Origin of the sequence: Marinobacter sp. ANT_B65, assembly GCF_002407605.1 — a bacterium.
In the GTDB taxonomy this organism is placed as follows: Bacteria; Pseudomonadota; Gammaproteobacteria; order Pseudomonadales; family Oleiphilaceae; genus Marinobacter.
The window spans coordinates 1,229,154-1,244,362 of record NZ_NXGV01000001.1 but is presented as its reverse complement, the minus strand read 5'-3'; the positions used below and the strand labels follow the sequence as shown (position 1 = coordinate 1,244,362).

The following is a 15,209-nucleotide window of genomic DNA, read 5'->3' as shown; positions in this document are numbered from 1 at the left end:
GGAGTCTCAGTTTGCCTCATAGTGTTCTTTTGCGGAATATAACGGAACCACACGCCTGACATCATCCTGCCAGGCCGCTCTGAAGGAATCACCGGTTCCATAAAACAATTTCAGCGTATCAAAAAAGGCCTGCGCTCGCTCAGGAAGACCTCTATCCAGATAATACTCTGCCTGATCCAGCACCCTGCGCCGGAAGCGACGCTCGTCAGACGCACCGCCTCCCGACAGGTTGTCCACGCTGATATGAAAACACGAGCCGGCGGCTACTGAAAACAGCCACTCTATAGCCTGAGGCTTCACCTCAACCAGCTCAAATTCTCTCTGCTGCTCTGGTGTCCGACCATCGGGACAATACCAGTAGCCATAATCGAGAAGTGTGCGCCGGTGCTCACCGGCAATACACCAATGAGCAATTTCATGCAGAGCACTGGCATAATAGCCATGAGCGAACACCACATGGGCCAGCTCCCTGGCCCCGCCTGCAGGTATGTATTCAGGTTCTTCGTCGCCTCTGACCAGCGTTGTCCGGTAAGCTTCCCGGAACAGGTCATTAAACAGCATGACAAGATCGTTTGGACTGTGATTCATTGGGAGGCTATTGTGCGACTTTAACGCGCCCAATGCCAGAGGGAACTTTCGCTGGCCCAGAGTGTCCACCAGCTCCCTGAACATTATCAGACCGGCGGCTGACTCAGCATGATCGCCTGCTTACTTTGACATGATACAAACCGGGAAACTGCGCATTCCATGATAGCTCTACTCACCAAATCCGGCAGCACCCTCGGCCTTAACAGGCCATACAGCCTTCTTTTCATGTTATTGCTGCTACTCACGGCAGCAAATGCGTCCGGGGCACTGGGCAGCAACAATTCCCTTTTCGGAAACAAGGGCAATCAGTTTCTTCCGGTAGATGAAGCCCTTCCATTCAGTCACACCACCGATGGTGACGCCATTGTCCTTTACTGGGATATAACACCCAAGCATTACCTGTACCTCGACCGCATCAGCGTAAAAGCCCTGGATGACGGCGCCAGCGCTGGCACAGCAAAGTTCTCATACCCGGGAACTGAAATTGAGGATGAGTATTTTGGCAAGACCACCGTCTTCTTCGATCCGGTAGAAGCGCGGATTCCGGTGAAGCTTCCTGACAACACTCGCGAAGCAAGGTTCGAAGTCACTTATCAGGGGTGTGCCAAAGCTGGTCTCTGTTACCCGCCGCAGACTCGCGAAGTGCTCTTTTACCAAAGCAAGGACGCCGGATCCGGCCAGGCTCAAGCCAGCCAGATCAGTGCAACGCCTCAGGTAGACACCCAATCCGCAACCGGGCTTGCCGGTTTTCTGTCCGAGCAATCAACCCTTGTTATTGCCGGCGTCTTTCTCCTGCTGGGCCTTGGGCTGACCTTCACACCCTGCGTACTGCCAATGGTTCCGATTATTTCTTCTCTGGTCTCGGGACAAAACACACGTACAACCTGGCATGCTCTGCTGCTTTCAGGAAGCTATGTTCTGGGCATGGCACTTACCTATGCGGGGGCCGGAGTGCTTACCGGCCTTCTGGGCGCGAGTTTCAACCTGCAGGCACAGCTCCAGTCACCCTGGGTGCTCAGTGTTTTCGCACTGATGTTTACCGTGTTTGCCCTTTCCATGTTTGACCTGTTCGAAATTCAGCTTCCGCGCTTTATCAGCGAGCCACTGAATAATGCAAGCCAGAAACTCACTGGCGGACGTGTTATCAGCATTTTCGGCATCGGCGCCCTCTCCGCTCTGATTGTATCCCCCTGCGTGTCCGCTCCGCTTGCAGGCAGCTTGCTGTACATATCAACAACCCAGGATGCCGTGATCGGTGGAATAGCTCTTTTCTCCCTTGGCCTTGGCATGGGAATCCCGCTGATACTCGTAGCTATAGGTGGGCGTACGCTTCTGCCTTCTACCGGACACTGGATGACCACTGTAAAACACTTTTATGGCGTCATGCTGATAGCTGTGGCCATCTGGCTGGTAGAGCGCCTTGTTCCAGGCTGGATTGGGCTGACGCTCTGGGGGGCTCTGATCACCATAACCGGCGTACAACTAGGTGCATTTGACGCAGCAAAAGCGGGCTGGGAACGCACACGGAAAGGACTGGGGCTGATCTTTTTTGCCTATGGGCTCGCTCTGCTGGCAGGAGCAGTTGCCGGCGCCGATGACCCGCTCGCACCACTGGACCCGTTCATTGCCAAAGCCATTCCTGCCGGATCGCCAGGCAATACGAGCCTTCATGCAGAATTTGCGCGCGTTAAGGCCCCATCCGAAATTGAGGCTCTATTGTCGCAGGCAAGCCAGCAGGGACGCCCCGTTGTGCTGGACTTCTATGCAGACTGGTGCATCTCCTGCAAGGTCATGGAACGCAATGTGTTCAGTGACGCCGAGGTGGTTCGTGCGCTCAGTCCCTTCACTCTGTTGCAGATTGATTTAACCGAGAACACACCTGCTCAACAGGCAATGCTGGACGATCTGGGACTGTTTGGACCACCAGCCATACTGTTCTACGACTCTAACGGCGAAGAAATGGCGCGACAGAGGGTTCTGGGCGAAATGGATCGGGAAGAGTTCATGAATCATATCAACGGTGTAAAGCCAGCCATCTGAACATCCAGCCCCGGGAGGGAGGAGAGGGGAAGGCTCAGACGCCGCGGCGCACAAGATAAATGTAACGTTCGCCCTGCTCTGTATGGCTGACCAGTTCATGCCCGAGAAACTGGCAGAACCGGGGAATATCGCGTGTTGTTGAGGGGTCCGTTGCAATAACCCTGAGGATCTTTCCCGGCGCCACATCCTTGATGCGATTATGCAGCATCATCACGGGCTCCGGGCAAAACAACCCGCATGTATCCATCTCTGCATCAAATTCGACCGCAGTCACAAAGCTTCTCCTTCTATCCAGTCTGACTTTTCAGAAATACGTGCTAAATTACTGTTTATACCATTAAAACATCTGGAGGTTTCCATGATCCGGGTTCTGATTGAGCGCCACATAGCCGAGTCACTTGAAACTGCATACGAAGAACGTTCTCGCCGGGTTCTTCAACGGGCAGTGGCAGCGCCTGGATTTATTTCCGGAGAAACACTGGTCGACAGTCATGACACCAATCACCGGATCACACTTGCCAACTGGCGCTCAGAAGCCGACTGGAACCGCTGGCACCGGTCCCTGGACCGCCGCAACCTGATGGCCGAACTGATACCTATGATGGACAAGGATGAAACCATAACGGTACTCAAGCAGAGCGGCATTTAATCAATTCAGGCTCTGCCTGGCGTCACTTGCCCGTCACGCCGATTTCGCCAATAAATCGAAAGCCCGATACGGAATCGAACCTGCCGGGCCTGATCACATAGCAATTACTTTCGTTTCAACACTGCTTTTATTGTTCTTAATCAACTTTGCCAAGTTCACCTCAACCCACTCCAAGGCTATCATAGAGCCTCAGCCTGCAAAACGTCACGAAATGACGCCATGCGGTTGATTCGGGCGCATTTGACAGATATCAGGAGTTGATCCGGGTCATTGCAAACAGCTAATGGTTTCTCCATACTTGCGCCCGCATATTTCCCCACTTTGAACCCATTGGTAAGGCTATGAGCACACAAAATCCGAACCTGACATATAACTATAAGGTGGTGAGACAGTTCGCCATCATGACAGTGGTATGGGGTATTGTTGGCATGGCACTAGGGGTGTTGATCGCAGCACAACTGGTTTGGCCATCCCTCAACCTCGATCTGCCGTTTACTCATTTCGGTCGCCTGCGACCGCTGCATACCAACGCCGTTATTTTTGGATTTGGTGGCAGTGCCCTGTTCGCGACGTCATATTACGTGGTTCAGCGCACCTGTCAGACACGTCTGATTTCCGACAAACTTGCAGCCTTTACCTTCTGGGGCTGGACGGCAATCATCGTTTCTGCGGCAATTACCCTGCCAATGGGTTTGACCAGCACCAAAGAATACGCTGAGCTGGAATGGCCAATTGATATTGCCATTACCATAGTCTGGGTTGTTTACGCACTGGTGTTTTTCGGAACAATTACCAAGCGCAGCACCTCACACATCTACGTTGCCAACTGGTTCTATGGCGCTTTCATTATTACCATCGCAGTACTTCACATCGGTAATAACCTGGCGCTGCCAGTCAGTGCTTTCAAGTCCTACTCTGCTTACGCCGGCGTAACCGACGCGATGATCCAGTGGTGGTACGGCCATAACGCAGTAGGCTTCTTCCTGACTGCTGGCTTCCTGGGCATGATGTACTACTTTGTTCCCAAGCAGGCCGGCCGGCCGGTGTATTCCTACCGTCTGTCCATCGTGCATTTCTGGGCGCTCATTGCTACCTACGTATGGGCCGGTGGCCACCACCTGCACTACTCTTCACTGCCAGACTGGGCCCAGACTGCCAGCATGGTTATGTCCCTGATCCTCCTTGCTCCCTCCTGGGGCGGCATGATCAACGGTATGATGACCCTGTCCGGCGCATGGCACAAACTGCGCACTGACCCAATCCTGCGCTTCCTGGTGGTTTCCCTGTCGTTCTACGGCATGTCCACTTTTGAAGGCCCTATGATGTCTATCAAAACGGTGAACGCACTCTCTCACAACACTGACTGGACCATCGGCCACGTACACTCCGGTGCTCTGGGCTGGGTTGCCATGATCAGTATCGGTGCGATCTACCACGTGATTCCCAAAGTCTGGGGTCTCAAGGAAATGTACAGCATAAGCCTGATTAACGTGCACTTCTGGCTGGCGACTGTCGGAACCGTTCTGTACATCGTTGCCATGTGGGTCAACGGCATTATGCAGGGTTTGATGTGGCGTGCGGTTAACGAAGACGGCACCCTGACCTACAGCTTTGTGGAAGCTCTTGAAGCATCCTACCCGGGTTATTTCGTGCGCTTCCTTGGCGGCGTCATCTTCCTGTCCGGCATGCTGTTCATGGCCTACAACGTTTACATGACCGTGCGCCAAAAAGAAGCGGTTGCGCAGGACAACGCAGCAATTCAGGCGGCGTAACGGAGAGAGACCAGATGAAACACGAAATCGTAGAAAAAAATATAGGCTTGATGATCGTTTTCATCATCCTGACCATCAGTGGCGGTTTCCTCGCAGAAGTAGTGCCGCTGTTCTTCCTGAAACAAGTCAACGAGCCTATAGAAGGTCTTGAGCCTCTGTCGGCTCTGGAACTGGAAGGCCGCGACATCTATATCCGTGAAGGTTGTCACGTCTGCCATACTCAGCAGATCCGCCCCTTCCGCGCAGAAACCGAGCGTTACGGCCACTACTCCGTTGCGGGTGAGTTTGTTTACGACCGCCCGTTCCTGTGGGGCTCCAAACGCACAGGGCCTGATCTGGCCCGTGTTGGCGGTCGTTATTCTGATGCTTGGCAACGTCAGCATCTGTATAACCCGCGCAGTGTGGTTCCTGAGTCCAATATGCCTGCTTTCCCGTGGCTGTTCGAAGATGTAGTAAACCACAAAGCCACTGCGGCCAAGTTGAACGGCCTGCAGACGCTGGGCGTGCCTTACACAGACGAACAGATTGCTGCTGCACCCGGTGAAGTGGAAGGCAAGTTTGAAATCGAGGCCCTGGTCGCGTACCTGCAGCAGTTGGGCACGGTACTTTCAGACAAACGGTGATTTGATGGACATTAACGAGTTACGCGGCATTCATACCCTTGTGCTGATGGCGGTTTTTATAGGCATCATCTGGTGGGCGTTCAGCGCCCACCGCAAAAAGGCAAACGAAGAAGCAGCCCACCTCCCGTTCGATGATGACGAGGTGGAACGGCGTACTCTTGAACAGGAAAAAACGGAGAAAAAACAATGAGTACCTTCTGGAGCATCTGGGTCACTGTGATCGTGCTCGGTACCGTTTTTGGTTGTGCCTGGCTACTCTTCGCAACACGTAAGAGCCAGACAACTGATGTGGAAACTGACCGCACCATGGGCCATTCCTTCGATGGCATCGAAGAGTACGACAACCCGCTGCCAAAATGGTGGTTCTACTTGTTTGTCGCTACATGCATTTTCGCTCTGGGTTATCTGGCTCTGTATCCTGGCCTTGGTAACTACAAAGGGCTTCTTGGCTGGACATCCGCCAATCAGTGGGAGGCGGAAGTCGCCGCAGCTGACGAGCAATACGGTCCAATCTATGCCCAGTATGGTCAGACCCCGGTACCAGAGCTGGCAAAGGATGAAGACGCGCTGAAGATTGGTCAGCGCCTGTTCGCCAACAACTGTTCTGTGTGTCACGGTTCCGCAGCTCGCGGCCAGGTAGGCTTCCCTAACCTGACCGATGATGACTGGCTGTGGGGTGGTACACCGGAACTTATCCTGCAAACCCTGCATAACGGTCGTATGGGCAATATGCCTGCAAAAGGTGTAATGCCTAATATGACCAATGAACAGGTTGACCAGGTGGTGAATTACGTTCTGAGCTTCAGTGGTCGTGAAATCGATGCTGCTGCAGCCACTGCCGGCCAGGGCGTCTTTGCTCAGGCCTGCGTTGCCTGCCACGGCCCTGAAGGCAAAGGCAATCCGGCCCTCGGCGCGCCGAACCTTACAGACAACGTATGGCTGTATGGTTCCAACTATGAGTGGATCAAGGAGACCGTACTGCACGGTCGCCAGAACGAAATGCCAGCTCAGGGTGGTCGCCTGTCAGACGATCAGATCCAGATTCTGGCTGCATACGTTTACAGCTTGTCTAACTGACTTTCCAGCCGGGCTTCTTCAAAGCCCGGCATGGTCTGTTCAACCCTGTGTCTGCGTGCGGACACAGGCTTGAGAAGATCAGCATAAGCCTGAAAAGGCACCGCACCAGCATTACTACTCCATCTGGAGATATCCATGAGCAATGAAATTCCGGTCAAACAGATCGATCCCTCTTCAGAACCCTCAGGCAAAAAAAAGAAAGCAGAAACCGTCGAACTCTACGCAAGTCGTAAGAAAATCTACGTCAAGGAAGTGAAAGGCCTCTTCCAGCGTATCCGAACGGTCAGCTTGCTGTTGCTTATGAGCATGTACTTTCTGTTCGTGTGGCTCACCCTGGATGGAAGCCCTCTGATCCACTTTGACCTGCCAGCAAGGGAATTCCATCTCTACGGCATCACTTTTTATCCAAAAGACTTTTTCCTGCTTTCAGGCATGCTGATCATCTGCGCTTTCGGCCTTTTCTTCATCACCACACTGTTTGGCCGTGTCTGGTGCGGTTATACCTGTCCTCAGACAGTATGGACGTTCATCTTTATGTGGATTGAAGAGCGCATTGAGGGGAGCCGCAACAAGCGAATGAAGCTCGACAAGGCTCCAAACTCAAAGGAAAAAGTAGTCAAGAAAGCTCTGAAACATACACTCTGGCTGCTTATCGCCCTGATGACCGGGCTTACATTTGTCGGCTATTTCTATCCGATTCGTGAACTGATTGTTGACATCTTCACCTTTCAGGCCAATGGCTGGGCTTATTTCTGGGTTGCGTTTTTCACCATAGCTACTTATCTGAACGCTGGCTGGATGCGTGAGCAGGTGTGCTTGTATATGTGCCCGTATGCTCGCTTTCAGTCGGTCATGTTTGACCCGAATACCCGGGTTGTTTCCTACGACCCCAACCGCGGGGAGCCTCGCGGTGGCCGCAAAAAAGACGTGAAACCGGAAGAAGTTGGCCTTGGCGACTGTATTGATTGTGGGCAGTGCGTGCACGTATGCCCTACCGGTATTGATATCCGTGACGGCCTTCAGTATGAGTGCATCGGGTGTGCGCTTTGCATCGACGCATGTGATGAAGTCATGGACAAAATGAACTACCCTCGGGGCCTGATCCGCTACACCACTGAAAATGAGCTTGAAGGCAAACAATCGAAATTGCTGCGGCCTCGTACATTTGGTTACGGCGCAGTTTTAACAGCAATGATCATTGCCATCGTGTTCGTAATTGCAACCCGGGTGCCTGCCCAGATGGATGCACTGAGAGATCGTGGCACACTTTTCAGCTTTAATGGTGAAGGACGCATTGAGAACTCTTACACCCTGAAAATAGCCAACATGTCGGAAGTTCCCCAAACCTTTACGCTATCCGTAACAGGGCTGGATGGCTTACGCATTCTGACCCAGACCCAGGTAACTGTAGACAGCGGTGAAAACCGGTCCCTGCCTACCGTTGTGGATGTTCCACCTGAATCCATACCACAATCAAACAACGAAATAATATTCCACGCACAGTCTGAAACGGACGCTTCACTCAAGCTGGAAACTGAAAGCCGATTTGTCGGTCCAACACAGTAAGGCCTTAGCGGGCCACTGTGAGCAACCTGTATTAGACGAGACTGAGCAATATGAATAACGAAGTACCCGTAGCGCCCTGGTACCGGCAGCCCTGGTTCTGGTTCCTGACCATCGCCCCGCTATCTGCAATCACCTTCAGCATGTGCATGCTGGTGGTAGCATCGAACATGAAAGATACAATGGTTACTGATGACTATTCAAAAGAAGGCAGGGGTATCAACCTTGAAATAGCCCGCGATGAGGCCGCAAAAAAGATGGGCCTGACTGCCGACATGGTATTCGAGGATCGCAGCATTTTGTTGAAAGTTAACGCCGAGCAGGGACCCTTGGATTCCCCCTATCTGGTACTCACCCTCTTTCACCCGACACTGGCCCAGAACGATCGTACAATCCAGTTCCGGAGTGATGGCAATGGGCATTATTCCGGAACCATGCTGCAGGACATCGACGGTCGCTGGTATTATGAGCTTCGAGGCCCAGAGAACCATTGGCGTCTCAAAGGTGAGGTCTGGTTACCACTCGATGGCAATCTCCACATGACCCCGAAAGGCGCCGCAAAAGGGTGACCCCCCAGGATTGCTACCACTGCGGCGAACCAGCTGATGGTGAGCCGCCCATTACGCTTGAGCTTGATGGGCAAAGCCGTTTTTTCTGTTGCCAAGGCTGCAAGGCTGTTTGTGAAACCATTCACAACGAAGGTTTGACTGGCTTCTACCAACTCCGGACGGAAACCGCAGTCACACCCCGCCAGCTAAACAAATCCGAGCTGGACAGGATCAGAGAGCTGGATCACCCTCTGGTCCAGCAGGCCTTTGTCTCACCGGTTAAAGGTGGGCAGGAAGCTCAGCTTCTGATTGGCGGCATTACCTGCGCTGCCTGCATCTGGTTGCTGGAAAACCACATGAAGAAGCAACCAGGCGTACTTTCCTTCTCCGTAAATCACACAACCCAGCGGGCCCGGCTCGTCTGGGCACAGGACAAGGCGTTGCTGAGCGATTTGCTGATCGCAATTCATGAACTCGGCTACACCGCCCGCCCCTATCAGTCAGATGCTGTAGAAGATCAGCTGAAAGCGGAGCACCGCTCCATGTTGATCCGCCTGGCCGTAGCGGGCATAGGCACCTTCCAGAGCATGATGCTGGCGTTTCCACTTTATTTTGAACTGGTCAGCAACCTGTCACATGAATTTGTGAGCTTTTTCCGCTGGTTCAGCTTACTGGTTGCAACGCCGGTTGTGCTTTACAGCGCAGGGCCTTTTTTCCGCAATGCGCTGCGCGATATAAAAACCCGCCACCTGACAATGGATGTTCCGGTTGCCATCGCTATTGGCCTTGCGTATCTGGCCAGCGCCTGGGTAACCGTTATGGGCGGCGAAGAAGTATATTTTGAATCTGTTTGTATGTTCACATTCTTTCTGTTGCTGGGTCGCTACATTGAAGTTCAGGCCAGGTACCGCGCAGGGCTTACGGGCAACGCACTGGCGGGTTTTCATCCTACAGTAGCAACCCGGGTGGATGGAGAAAACACGGAAATTGTTCCCGCCCATCAGATTAAACCCGGTGACGTCGTCCGGATCAGGCCCGGTGAAACCCTGCCCGTCGATGGGGTAATTTTGCGTGGCCAGTCCACTCTCAACGAATCCGCACTTACTGGCGAGTACCTTCCTGAAACCCGTTTACCCGGAGATACCGTCCATGCCGGAAGCGTCAACGGAGAAAACCCTTTAGATGTACGGGTGGAAAAATCCGGTGCACAGACCCGGCTTTCCGGGATTCTTCGGATACTGGACCGGGTGCAGTCGGAAAAACCACCAGTTGCCCGTATGGCAGACCGTATTGCCGGCAAGTTCGTAGGGCGCGTACTCATTCTTGCACCTGTAGTCTGGATCGGCTGGTGGCTGGCCGGCGCAGACAATGCTTTCGATATTACCCTCTCGGTTCTTGTTGTAACCTGCCCTTGTGCCCTGTCGCTTGCGACACCCACGGCGATCACCTCGGCCACGGTCAAGCTGCGACGACTCGGCTTTCTCCCGACCCGCGGCCATGCGCTGGAGTCGATGAACTCCATCGATACCGTGGTCTTCGATAAAACCGGCACTCTGACCCGCGGGGAGCTGAGTCTGATTGATACCCGGATTGTCGGCAGTAAAGATAAAGACACCTGCCTGCGACTGGCTGCGGGCCTGGAGCGACATTCAGAACATCCCATAGCCCGCGTATTCCATAATCACCCAGCGGCCGCTATTGACCATGTGAACAACCATATGGGCGGAGGACTTTCCGGAAAATCTGGCGACCAGGCATTTTTTATTGGTCACAAAGCCTTTGTTGCCGGACACATTTCTGCGCCGGAACCTGAATCGGAATCTCATTCAGGAATGGAGATCTGGCTGGCATCAGAAGACGAATGGCTGGCCTGCTTCCAGCTTGATGACCAGCCCAGGGACGATGCTGCAGAAGCAGTAAAAGCGTTGCAGGCCGCAGGTATTCGTACACTGCTGTTAAGCGGCGACAGGTCCGGCCATGTCCGTCAGATTGCAGACATTCTGGGCATTGATGAGGCCATTGGGCAGGCTTCGCCAGAGGACAAACTGGATGTACTGAACAGGCTCCGATCGGAGGGGCATCAGGTAATGATGGTCGGTGACGGCCTGAATGACCTCCCATCTATGGCTGGTGCCGGCATTTCTGTGGCTATGGGCTCGGCAGCTGACCTGACTCAGCTCAAGGCGGATGCAGTTCTGCTCAACGGTCAGCTGATGCAGTTAGTTGAAGCTCTCAATACCAGTCGCCGAACCCGAAAAATCATTCGCCAGAATATGGCATGGGCGCTTGTATATAACCTGTGCGCCCTTCCCCTTGCCGCTGCCGGCCTGGTGCCACCCTGGCTCGCTGCAATTGGTATGTCACTCAGTTCGTTGATAGTTGTGCTCAACGCCTTGCGTCTTGGAACCGAAACCCGCACCGTAAATACCAAGCTCTGACTATGAGGTTTAATCCGTGGAAATCGTAATGATTCTGGTACCGGTGATGCTGATCCTGGTGGTGATGGGTATTTTCCTGTTTTCCTGGGCAGTTAAAAATGGCCAATATGACGACCTTGAAGGCCCAGCACACCGCATTTTGTATGATGACGACAAAGACATGATTCCGGAAGAAGCACGCACGGACAAACCGCTGCAGGCAAAGAACCCGACCCCTGAGCAGAATTCCAGCCCCGGGAACAACTCCGAGGGCAAACCCGACCACCCATGAATCCGGAACTCTATCTCAGCTACCCCAGTGCATTTCTTATAGGTCTTCTTGGCAGCACCCACTGTTTAGGCATGTGCGGCGGTATAAGTGCCTCTCTCTCCATGGCCTTACGCGTCGGAAAGGGATTCCGGCTGCGCCAGTCGCTGCTTCTGATCGCCTTCAATTCAGGGCGGATAGCAAGTTATGCATTGATAGCAACATTAGTGGCAATATTGAGTACTTCTGCGGCAAATCAATGGGCCGGACTCGGCGTTGTTCTGCGCTCTATAGCCGGCTTATTACTGATTTTCATGGGGTTATCCATGGGGCAGTGGTGGCAGGGAATCCGCTACGTGGAGCGTATCGGAGCGCCGCTATGGACAAAACTGTCACCGCTTACCCGCCGGCTCCTGCCCGTCAATCACGCAGGGCAGGCGCTGGCACTAGGGGCTCTGTGGGGCTGGCTACCCTGTGGGCTCGTATACAGCACCCTTGGGTGGGCAGCTCTGCAGCCAACCATTGGCTCGGCCGCGCTCACCATGGTTTTTTTCGGGCTTGGTACCTTGCCATCCATGCTTGCGACCGGTTACGCAGCAAGCTGGATCAATGGAATGAAAAACAATCAGATGTTCCGTAAACTAACGGGCGTCCTGTTGATACTTTTCGGGCTATGGACTCTGCCGATCACTGCTGTAATCGGTCACAGCCACTGAGCCGGAATTACCTTCTTCGCCGGCCTCTCATAAACACTCAATCAAACCATCAGATGTTAAGAACGTCCAGGCGACCAAAACTCTGTTCTGATTCCTGCTCTGGCGCGGCTGTCTGAACTACCTGTTGTTTTTCGCCCAGACGTTTGCCCTCGCGAAAATCATACAGACTGGTATCAGCCAGATGTGAGGGCTCAACATTGCACAAGGCTTTGAACATGGTTTCAAGCCGACCCGGGTGCTGCTGATCCCAATGCTGGAACATTTCCTTGATAACCTGGCGCTGCAGATTTTCCTGGGAACCGCAAAGGTTGCAGGGGATGATAGGGAATTGCCTGAGAGCTGCGTACCGCGCAATATCCTTCTCACGACTGTAGGCCAAAGGACGAATAACCGTATTCCGCCCATCATCACTGTGCAGTACCGGTGGCATTGTTTTAAGTTTGCCTCCGTAAAACATGTTCAGAAACAGGGTTTCCAGCAGATCATCACGGTGATGCCCCAATGCAATCTTGGTAACGCCATGCTCTTCGGCAAAGTTATAGAGAATACCGCGACGCAGTCTCGAACATAGCCCGCAGGTGGTTTTACCTTCTGGCACCTTGTCCTTGACGATGCTGTACGTATCCTTCTCGACAATGTGATATTCGATGCCCAGTTCTGAAAGATAGCCAGGCAGGATCTCCTCAGGGAAACCTGGCTGTTTCTGGTCCAGGTTAACAGCTATCAACTCAAACGATACGGGTGCGTTTTTCTGTAAATTAAGCAGAATGTCCAGCATGGCATATGAGTCTTTGCCCCCGGACAAACAACACATTACCTTGTCTCCTGCTTCGATCATCGAAAAATCTGCAATGGCCCGACCGGCTTCCCGGCGCAGACGCTTCTGCAGTTTATTCTGCTCTACCTTGCAGGAACGTTCGTACTCACTATTCGAGAGCTGTTTCGGGCTATCGGTTATCACTTGGGACATATAAACTATATTCGTCTGGAAAATGGTAGAACTGATTATACGCATCCCGTCATTTCAGTGACAGGATGCCGGCATGGAGATCTTGAGTTCAAATAAAATCCCCCTTGGCAAACGGAAACAGAAATCCATCTCTCGTGCTTGCAGAGCGAATGCACCAGCCCCCGGAGCTATCAGAACCATGAATAACATTCGCCCGGTCACTGATATTGATTCTGAAAACAACACGCAAACCTCCCGGAACCAGTCCCGGCCAGCACCGCCCATTGAGTCAGGAGAGATTCTTGAACAGCAGATTCAGCATTTGCTGGTGGCCACTGAGCATGAACTTCGAAGTTCACCAGACGGGATCGACGAGCTCACCCTGATCAGAAAACTGCAAAGCCCTCCCTGGCAACTGATCGGAAATCTGGAATTTCACGAACCGAAAAAGCTCTACCCTGTGCACTTTCTGCTTTTTCACGTGCTGTACCGTCTGAGGGATACCTTGGCAGAGGCGGGTGAAAATCTGATGATTTCGCCCCTGAAAATCAGTATCAGACATCAGGATACCATCGGCGGAAACGGCCTGCCCGGAGCCTTGGACAGCCTGCGCAATTTCTATCTGGATCTGTCCCAATATGAACTTCCTGAAGATGCCATTCAGCAGATGATGGAGAGCTTCTGGAGCGGCTACCAAAACTCAGGGCCCGGCGCCCCTGAAACACTGGCAGCTGCAAAGACACTTGGATTTACAGAGATCCCGTCCTGTTTCTCCGAAACAAAAAAGGCGTTTCGTCGCGCTGTCATGCAGGCACATCCGGACCGGGGGGGAGATACAGAGGCTATTCAGGAGCTCAATGGGGCATTCGCCGTTCTGAAAGCGCATTTTCACCACGTAATGGAACAGATATGAGAGCCCGGAAACTCTGGATATCCGTAATCCTGTTTTCACTCTCGCTGGCAGTTTTCCCAGCAAGGGCCGATCTCGTCATTCTTCAGTATCACCACATCAGCGATGCCACACCCCCGTCTACCAGTACGTCTGTTTCCCTGTTTCAGGCCCAGCTCGATATGATAAGGGAGCTGGACATTGATGTGGTTGACCTGGCGACAGCAACACAAAGTATCTTTTCGGGCAATCAACCAACTGGCCGGCGTGTTGCTATCACCTTCGATGATGCCTATGAGTCAGTATACAACCAGGCCGCTGGCATTCTTCGTGAGCGCTCCCTGCCCTATACCATTTTTGTAGACACAGCAGCCATAGGCAGCCACGGCTATATGACCTGGGAACAGTTACGGGAACTGACTGAGCAGGATGGCGCCAGCGTAGCCAACCACACGGCAGGGCATGGGCATCTAGTCAGAAGGCCGGATGAAACACAAAATGACTGGAAGCAGCGGATAAATCACAGCCTGGATACAGCGCAGGCAACACTCGAAAAACAACTTGCAGCCAGCCTGCCGCTGTTCGCTTACCCCTATGGTGAGTTTGATGAAGCGCTGGAGTCAGAAGTCGCTGCACGCGGCTGGTTCGGATTTGGACAACAGTCAGGAGCAGTCGGACCGCTCTCGGGAAAAACCCGACTGCCCAGATTTCCCATGGCCAATGCCTATGGGCAGCTGAACGGTCTCAAAGACAAGCTTTACAGCAAAGTCTTTCCCGTCGATGCCAGCGAGCTGCCGGATGGCATTATTGCAGCCAACCCTCCGACATTGACATTACCCGCATCGGAAGCGATTCAACCGGAAAAGCTGACCTGTTTCGCTTCCGGCATGGGGAGAATAGATTTTGAGGCCACCGATGAGAAAATCATCGTCAAAGCACCAAAACCCTTCAACAGCCGTCGGTTCCGCTACAACTGCACTCACCCGGCTGAAGACGGCAGCTTCTACTGGCTCTCCCAGCAATGGCTGGATCTCAGCCAACCAGAAGACTGAACCGACCTCTGTTGTACCGGTATGAGGGAGTGCGGACGCAAAAAGTAGCGCCCGCACA

General features: G+C 53.1%; 17 protein-coding genes. 13 read left to right on the top strand and 4 right to left on the bottom strand.

The annotated features are described in order from the left end of the window. Window positions 1–6: 6 nt before the first annotated feature. Complete coding sequence (locus tag CPA50_RS05835) at window positions 7–588, bottom strand: elongation factor P hydroxylase (protein WP_096782353.1); 582 nt, start codon at window positions 586–588, stop codon at window positions 7–9. Between the two features lie 159 nt (window positions 589–747). On the opposite strand from CPA50_RS05835, the gene dsbD reads away from it, so the two are divergent. Beyond that, complete coding sequence (gene dsbD, locus CPA50_RS05830) at window positions 748–2,628, top strand: protein-disulfide reductase DsbD (protein ID WP_096781486.1); 1,881 nt, start codon at window positions 748–750, stop codon at window positions 2,626–2,628. A gap of 34 nt (window positions 2,629–2,662) precedes the next feature. Here the strand turns inward: dsbD and tusA are convergent, their stop codons facing one another. After that, window positions 2,663–2,902: a sulfurtransferase TusA gene (tusA, locus tag CPA50_RS05825; RefSeq protein ID WP_096781485.1), complete on the bottom strand. Its 240-nt coding sequence runs from the start codon at window positions 2,900–2,902 to the stop codon at window positions 2,663–2,665. 84 nt (window positions 2,903–2,986) lie between these two features. On the opposite strand from tusA, the gene CPA50_RS05820 reads away from it, so the two are divergent. The 5 genes from CPA50_RS05820 to ccoP all read left to right on the top strand — a co-directional run bounded on the left by CPA50_RS05820 (window position 2,987) and on the right by ccoP (window position 6,749). Then, entirely contained in the window at window positions 2,987–3,277 is a 291-nt protein-coding gene (locus CPA50_RS05820) for an antibiotic biosynthesis monooxygenase family protein (protein ID WP_096781484.1), read from the top strand. Window positions 3,278–3,618: 341 nt separating this feature from the next. Further along, a complete protein-coding gene (gene ccoN, locus CPA50_RS05815; RefSeq protein ID WP_096781483.1) occupies window positions 3,619–5,049 on the top strand; it encodes a cytochrome-c oxidase, cbb3-type subunit I in 1,431 nt (476 codons plus the stop codon). A 14-nt stretch (window positions 5,050–5,063) separates the two neighbouring features. Further along, the gene (gene ccoO / locus CPA50_RS05810; RefSeq protein WP_096781482.1) at window positions 5,064–5,672 is read left to right on the top strand and encodes a cytochrome-c oxidase, cbb3-type subunit II; all 609 of its coding nucleotides are present in this window, start codon (window positions 5,064–5,066) and stop codon (window positions 5,670–5,672) included. Window positions 5,673–5,676: 4 nt separating this feature from the next. After that, window positions 5,677–5,862 carry a cbb3-type cytochrome oxidase subunit 3 gene (locus tag CPA50_RS05805; RefSeq protein ID WP_096781481.1) on the top strand — a complete coding sequence of 62 codons (186 nt, stop codon included), beginning with the start codon at window positions 5,677–5,679 and terminating at the stop codon, window positions 5,860–5,862. After that, window positions 5,859–6,749, top strand: a complete 891-nt coding sequence (ccoP, locus tag CPA50_RS05800; RefSeq protein WP_096781480.1) for a cytochrome-c oxidase, cbb3-type subunit III — start codon at window positions 5,859–5,861, stop codon at window positions 6,747–6,749. Before CPA50_RS05805 ends, ccoP begins: the two co-directional genes overlap by 4 nt. Here the strand turns inward: ccoP and CPA50_RS19425 are convergent. Next, entirely contained in the window at window positions 6,731–6,886 is a 156-nt protein-coding gene (locus CPA50_RS19425; RefSeq protein ID WP_179397155.1) for a hypothetical protein, read from the bottom strand. The two genes, ccoP and CPA50_RS19425, sit on opposite strands and share 19 nt — an antisense overlap. Here CPA50_RS19425 and ccoG point away from each other — a divergent pair. Genes ccoG through CPA50_RS05775 form a run of 5 tightly spaced genes read left to right on the top strand, consistent with a single transcriptional unit; the run spans window position 6,885 to window position 12,261 of the window. Beyond that, window positions 6,885–8,315, top strand: a complete 1,431-nt coding sequence (gene ccoG / locus CPA50_RS05795; RefSeq protein WP_096781479.1) for a cytochrome c oxidase accessory protein CcoG — start codon at window positions 6,885–6,887, stop codon at window positions 8,313–8,315. The genes CPA50_RS19425 and ccoG overlap by 2 nt on opposite strands. A 50-nt stretch (window positions 8,316–8,365) precedes the next feature. After that, complete coding sequence (locus CPA50_RS05790; RefSeq protein WP_096781478.1) at window positions 8,366–8,881, top strand: FixH family protein; 516 nt, start codon at window positions 8,366–8,368, stop codon at window positions 8,879–8,881. Next, window positions 8,878–11,298: a heavy metal translocating P-type ATPase gene (locus CPA50_RS05785; protein WP_096781477.1), complete on the top strand. Its 2,421-nt coding sequence runs from the start codon at window positions 8,878–8,880 to the stop codon at window positions 11,296–11,298. Before CPA50_RS05790 ends, CPA50_RS05785 begins: the two co-directional genes overlap by 4 nt. 16 nt (window positions 11,299–11,314) lie before the next feature. Next, entirely contained in the window at window positions 11,315–11,569 is a 255-nt protein-coding gene (gene ccoS, locus CPA50_RS05780; protein ID WP_096781476.1) for a cbb3-type cytochrome oxidase assembly protein CcoS, read from the top strand. Next, window positions 11,566–12,261 carry a sulfite exporter TauE/SafE family protein gene (locus CPA50_RS05775; protein WP_096781475.1) on the top strand — a complete coding sequence of 232 codons (696 nt, stop codon included), beginning with the start codon at window positions 11,566–11,568 and terminating at the stop codon, window positions 12,259–12,261. Before ccoS ends, CPA50_RS05775 begins: the two co-directional genes overlap by 4 nt. A 49-nt stretch (window positions 12,262–12,310) precedes the next feature. On the opposite strand, the gene ttcA is transcribed toward CPA50_RS05775, so the two are convergent. Next, window positions 12,311–13,231 (bottom strand): tRNA 2-thiocytidine(32) synthetase TtcA, encoded by a 921-nt coding sequence (gene ttcA / locus CPA50_RS05770; RefSeq protein ID WP_096782352.1) that lies wholly within the window; start codon window positions 13,229–13,231, stop codon window positions 12,311–12,313. A 178-nt stretch (window positions 13,232–13,409) separates the two neighbouring features. Here ttcA and CPA50_RS05765 point away from each other — a divergent pair, with 178 nt between their 5' ends. Then, window positions 13,410–14,123 (top strand): DNA-J related domain-containing protein, encoded by a 714-nt coding sequence (locus CPA50_RS05765; RefSeq protein ID WP_096782351.1) that lies wholly within the window; start codon window positions 13,410–13,412, stop codon window positions 14,121–14,123. Beyond that, complete coding sequence (locus tag CPA50_RS05760) at window positions 14,120–15,151, top strand: polysaccharide deacetylase family protein (RefSeq protein ID WP_096781474.1); 1,032 nt, start codon at window positions 14,120–14,122, stop codon at window positions 15,149–15,151. Before CPA50_RS05765 ends, CPA50_RS05760 begins: the two co-directional genes overlap by 4 nt. The last annotated feature ends 58 nt before the right edge of the window (window positions 15,152–15,209 follow it).

Bases quoted from the DNA above. Each gene is read 5' to 3' on its own strand.
- ccoP (WP_096781480.1), top strand. From the start codon at position 5,859: ATGAGTACCTTCTGGAGCATCTGGGTCACTGTGATCGTGCTCGGTACC.
- CPA50_RS05835 (WP_096782353.1), bottom strand. From the start codon at position 588: ATGAATCACAGTCCAAACGATCTTGTCATGCTGTTTAATGACCTGTTC.
- ccoG (WP_096781479.1), top strand. From the start codon at position 6,885: ATGAGCAATGAAATTCCGGTCAAACAGATCGATCCCTCTTCAGAACCC.
- CPA50_RS05765 (WP_096782351.1), top strand. From the start codon at position 13,410: ATGAATAACATTCGCCCGGTCACTGATATTGATTCTGAAAACAACACG.
- CPA50_RS05760 (WP_096781474.1), top strand. From the start codon at position 14,120: ATGAGAGCCCGGAAACTCTGGATATCCGTAATCCTGTTTTCACTCTCG.
- CPA50_RS05775 (WP_096781475.1), top strand. From the start codon at position 11,566: ATGAATCCGGAACTCTATCTCAGCTACCCCAGTGCATTTCTTATAGGT.
- CPA50_RS19425 (WP_179397155.1), bottom strand. From the start codon at position 6,886: ATGGATATCTCCAGATGGAGTAGTAATGCTGGTGCGGTGCCTTTTCAG.
- dsbD (WP_096781486.1), top strand. From the start codon at position 748: ATGATAGCTCTACTCACCAAATCCGGCAGCACCCTCGGCCTTAACAGG.
- CPA50_RS05805 (WP_096781481.1), top strand. From the start codon at position 5,677: ATGGACATTAACGAGTTACGCGGCATTCATACCCTTGTGCTGATGGCG.
- ttcA (WP_096782352.1), bottom strand. From the start codon at position 13,231: ATGTCCCAAGTGATAACCGATAGCCCGAAACAGCTCTCGAATAGTGAG.
- CPA50_RS05790 (WP_096781478.1), top strand. From the start codon at position 8,366: ATGAATAACGAAGTACCCGTAGCGCCCTGGTACCGGCAGCCCTGGTTC.
- ccoN (WP_096781483.1), top strand. From the start codon at position 3,619: ATGAGCACACAAAATCCGAACCTGACATATAACTATAAGGTGGTGAGA.
- ccoO (WP_096781482.1), top strand. From the start codon at position 5,064: ATGAAACACGAAATCGTAGAAAAAAATATAGGCTTGATGATCGTTTTC.
- CPA50_RS05820 (WP_096781484.1), top strand. From the start codon at position 2,987: ATGATCCGGGTTCTGATTGAGCGCCACATAGCCGAGTCACTTGAAACT.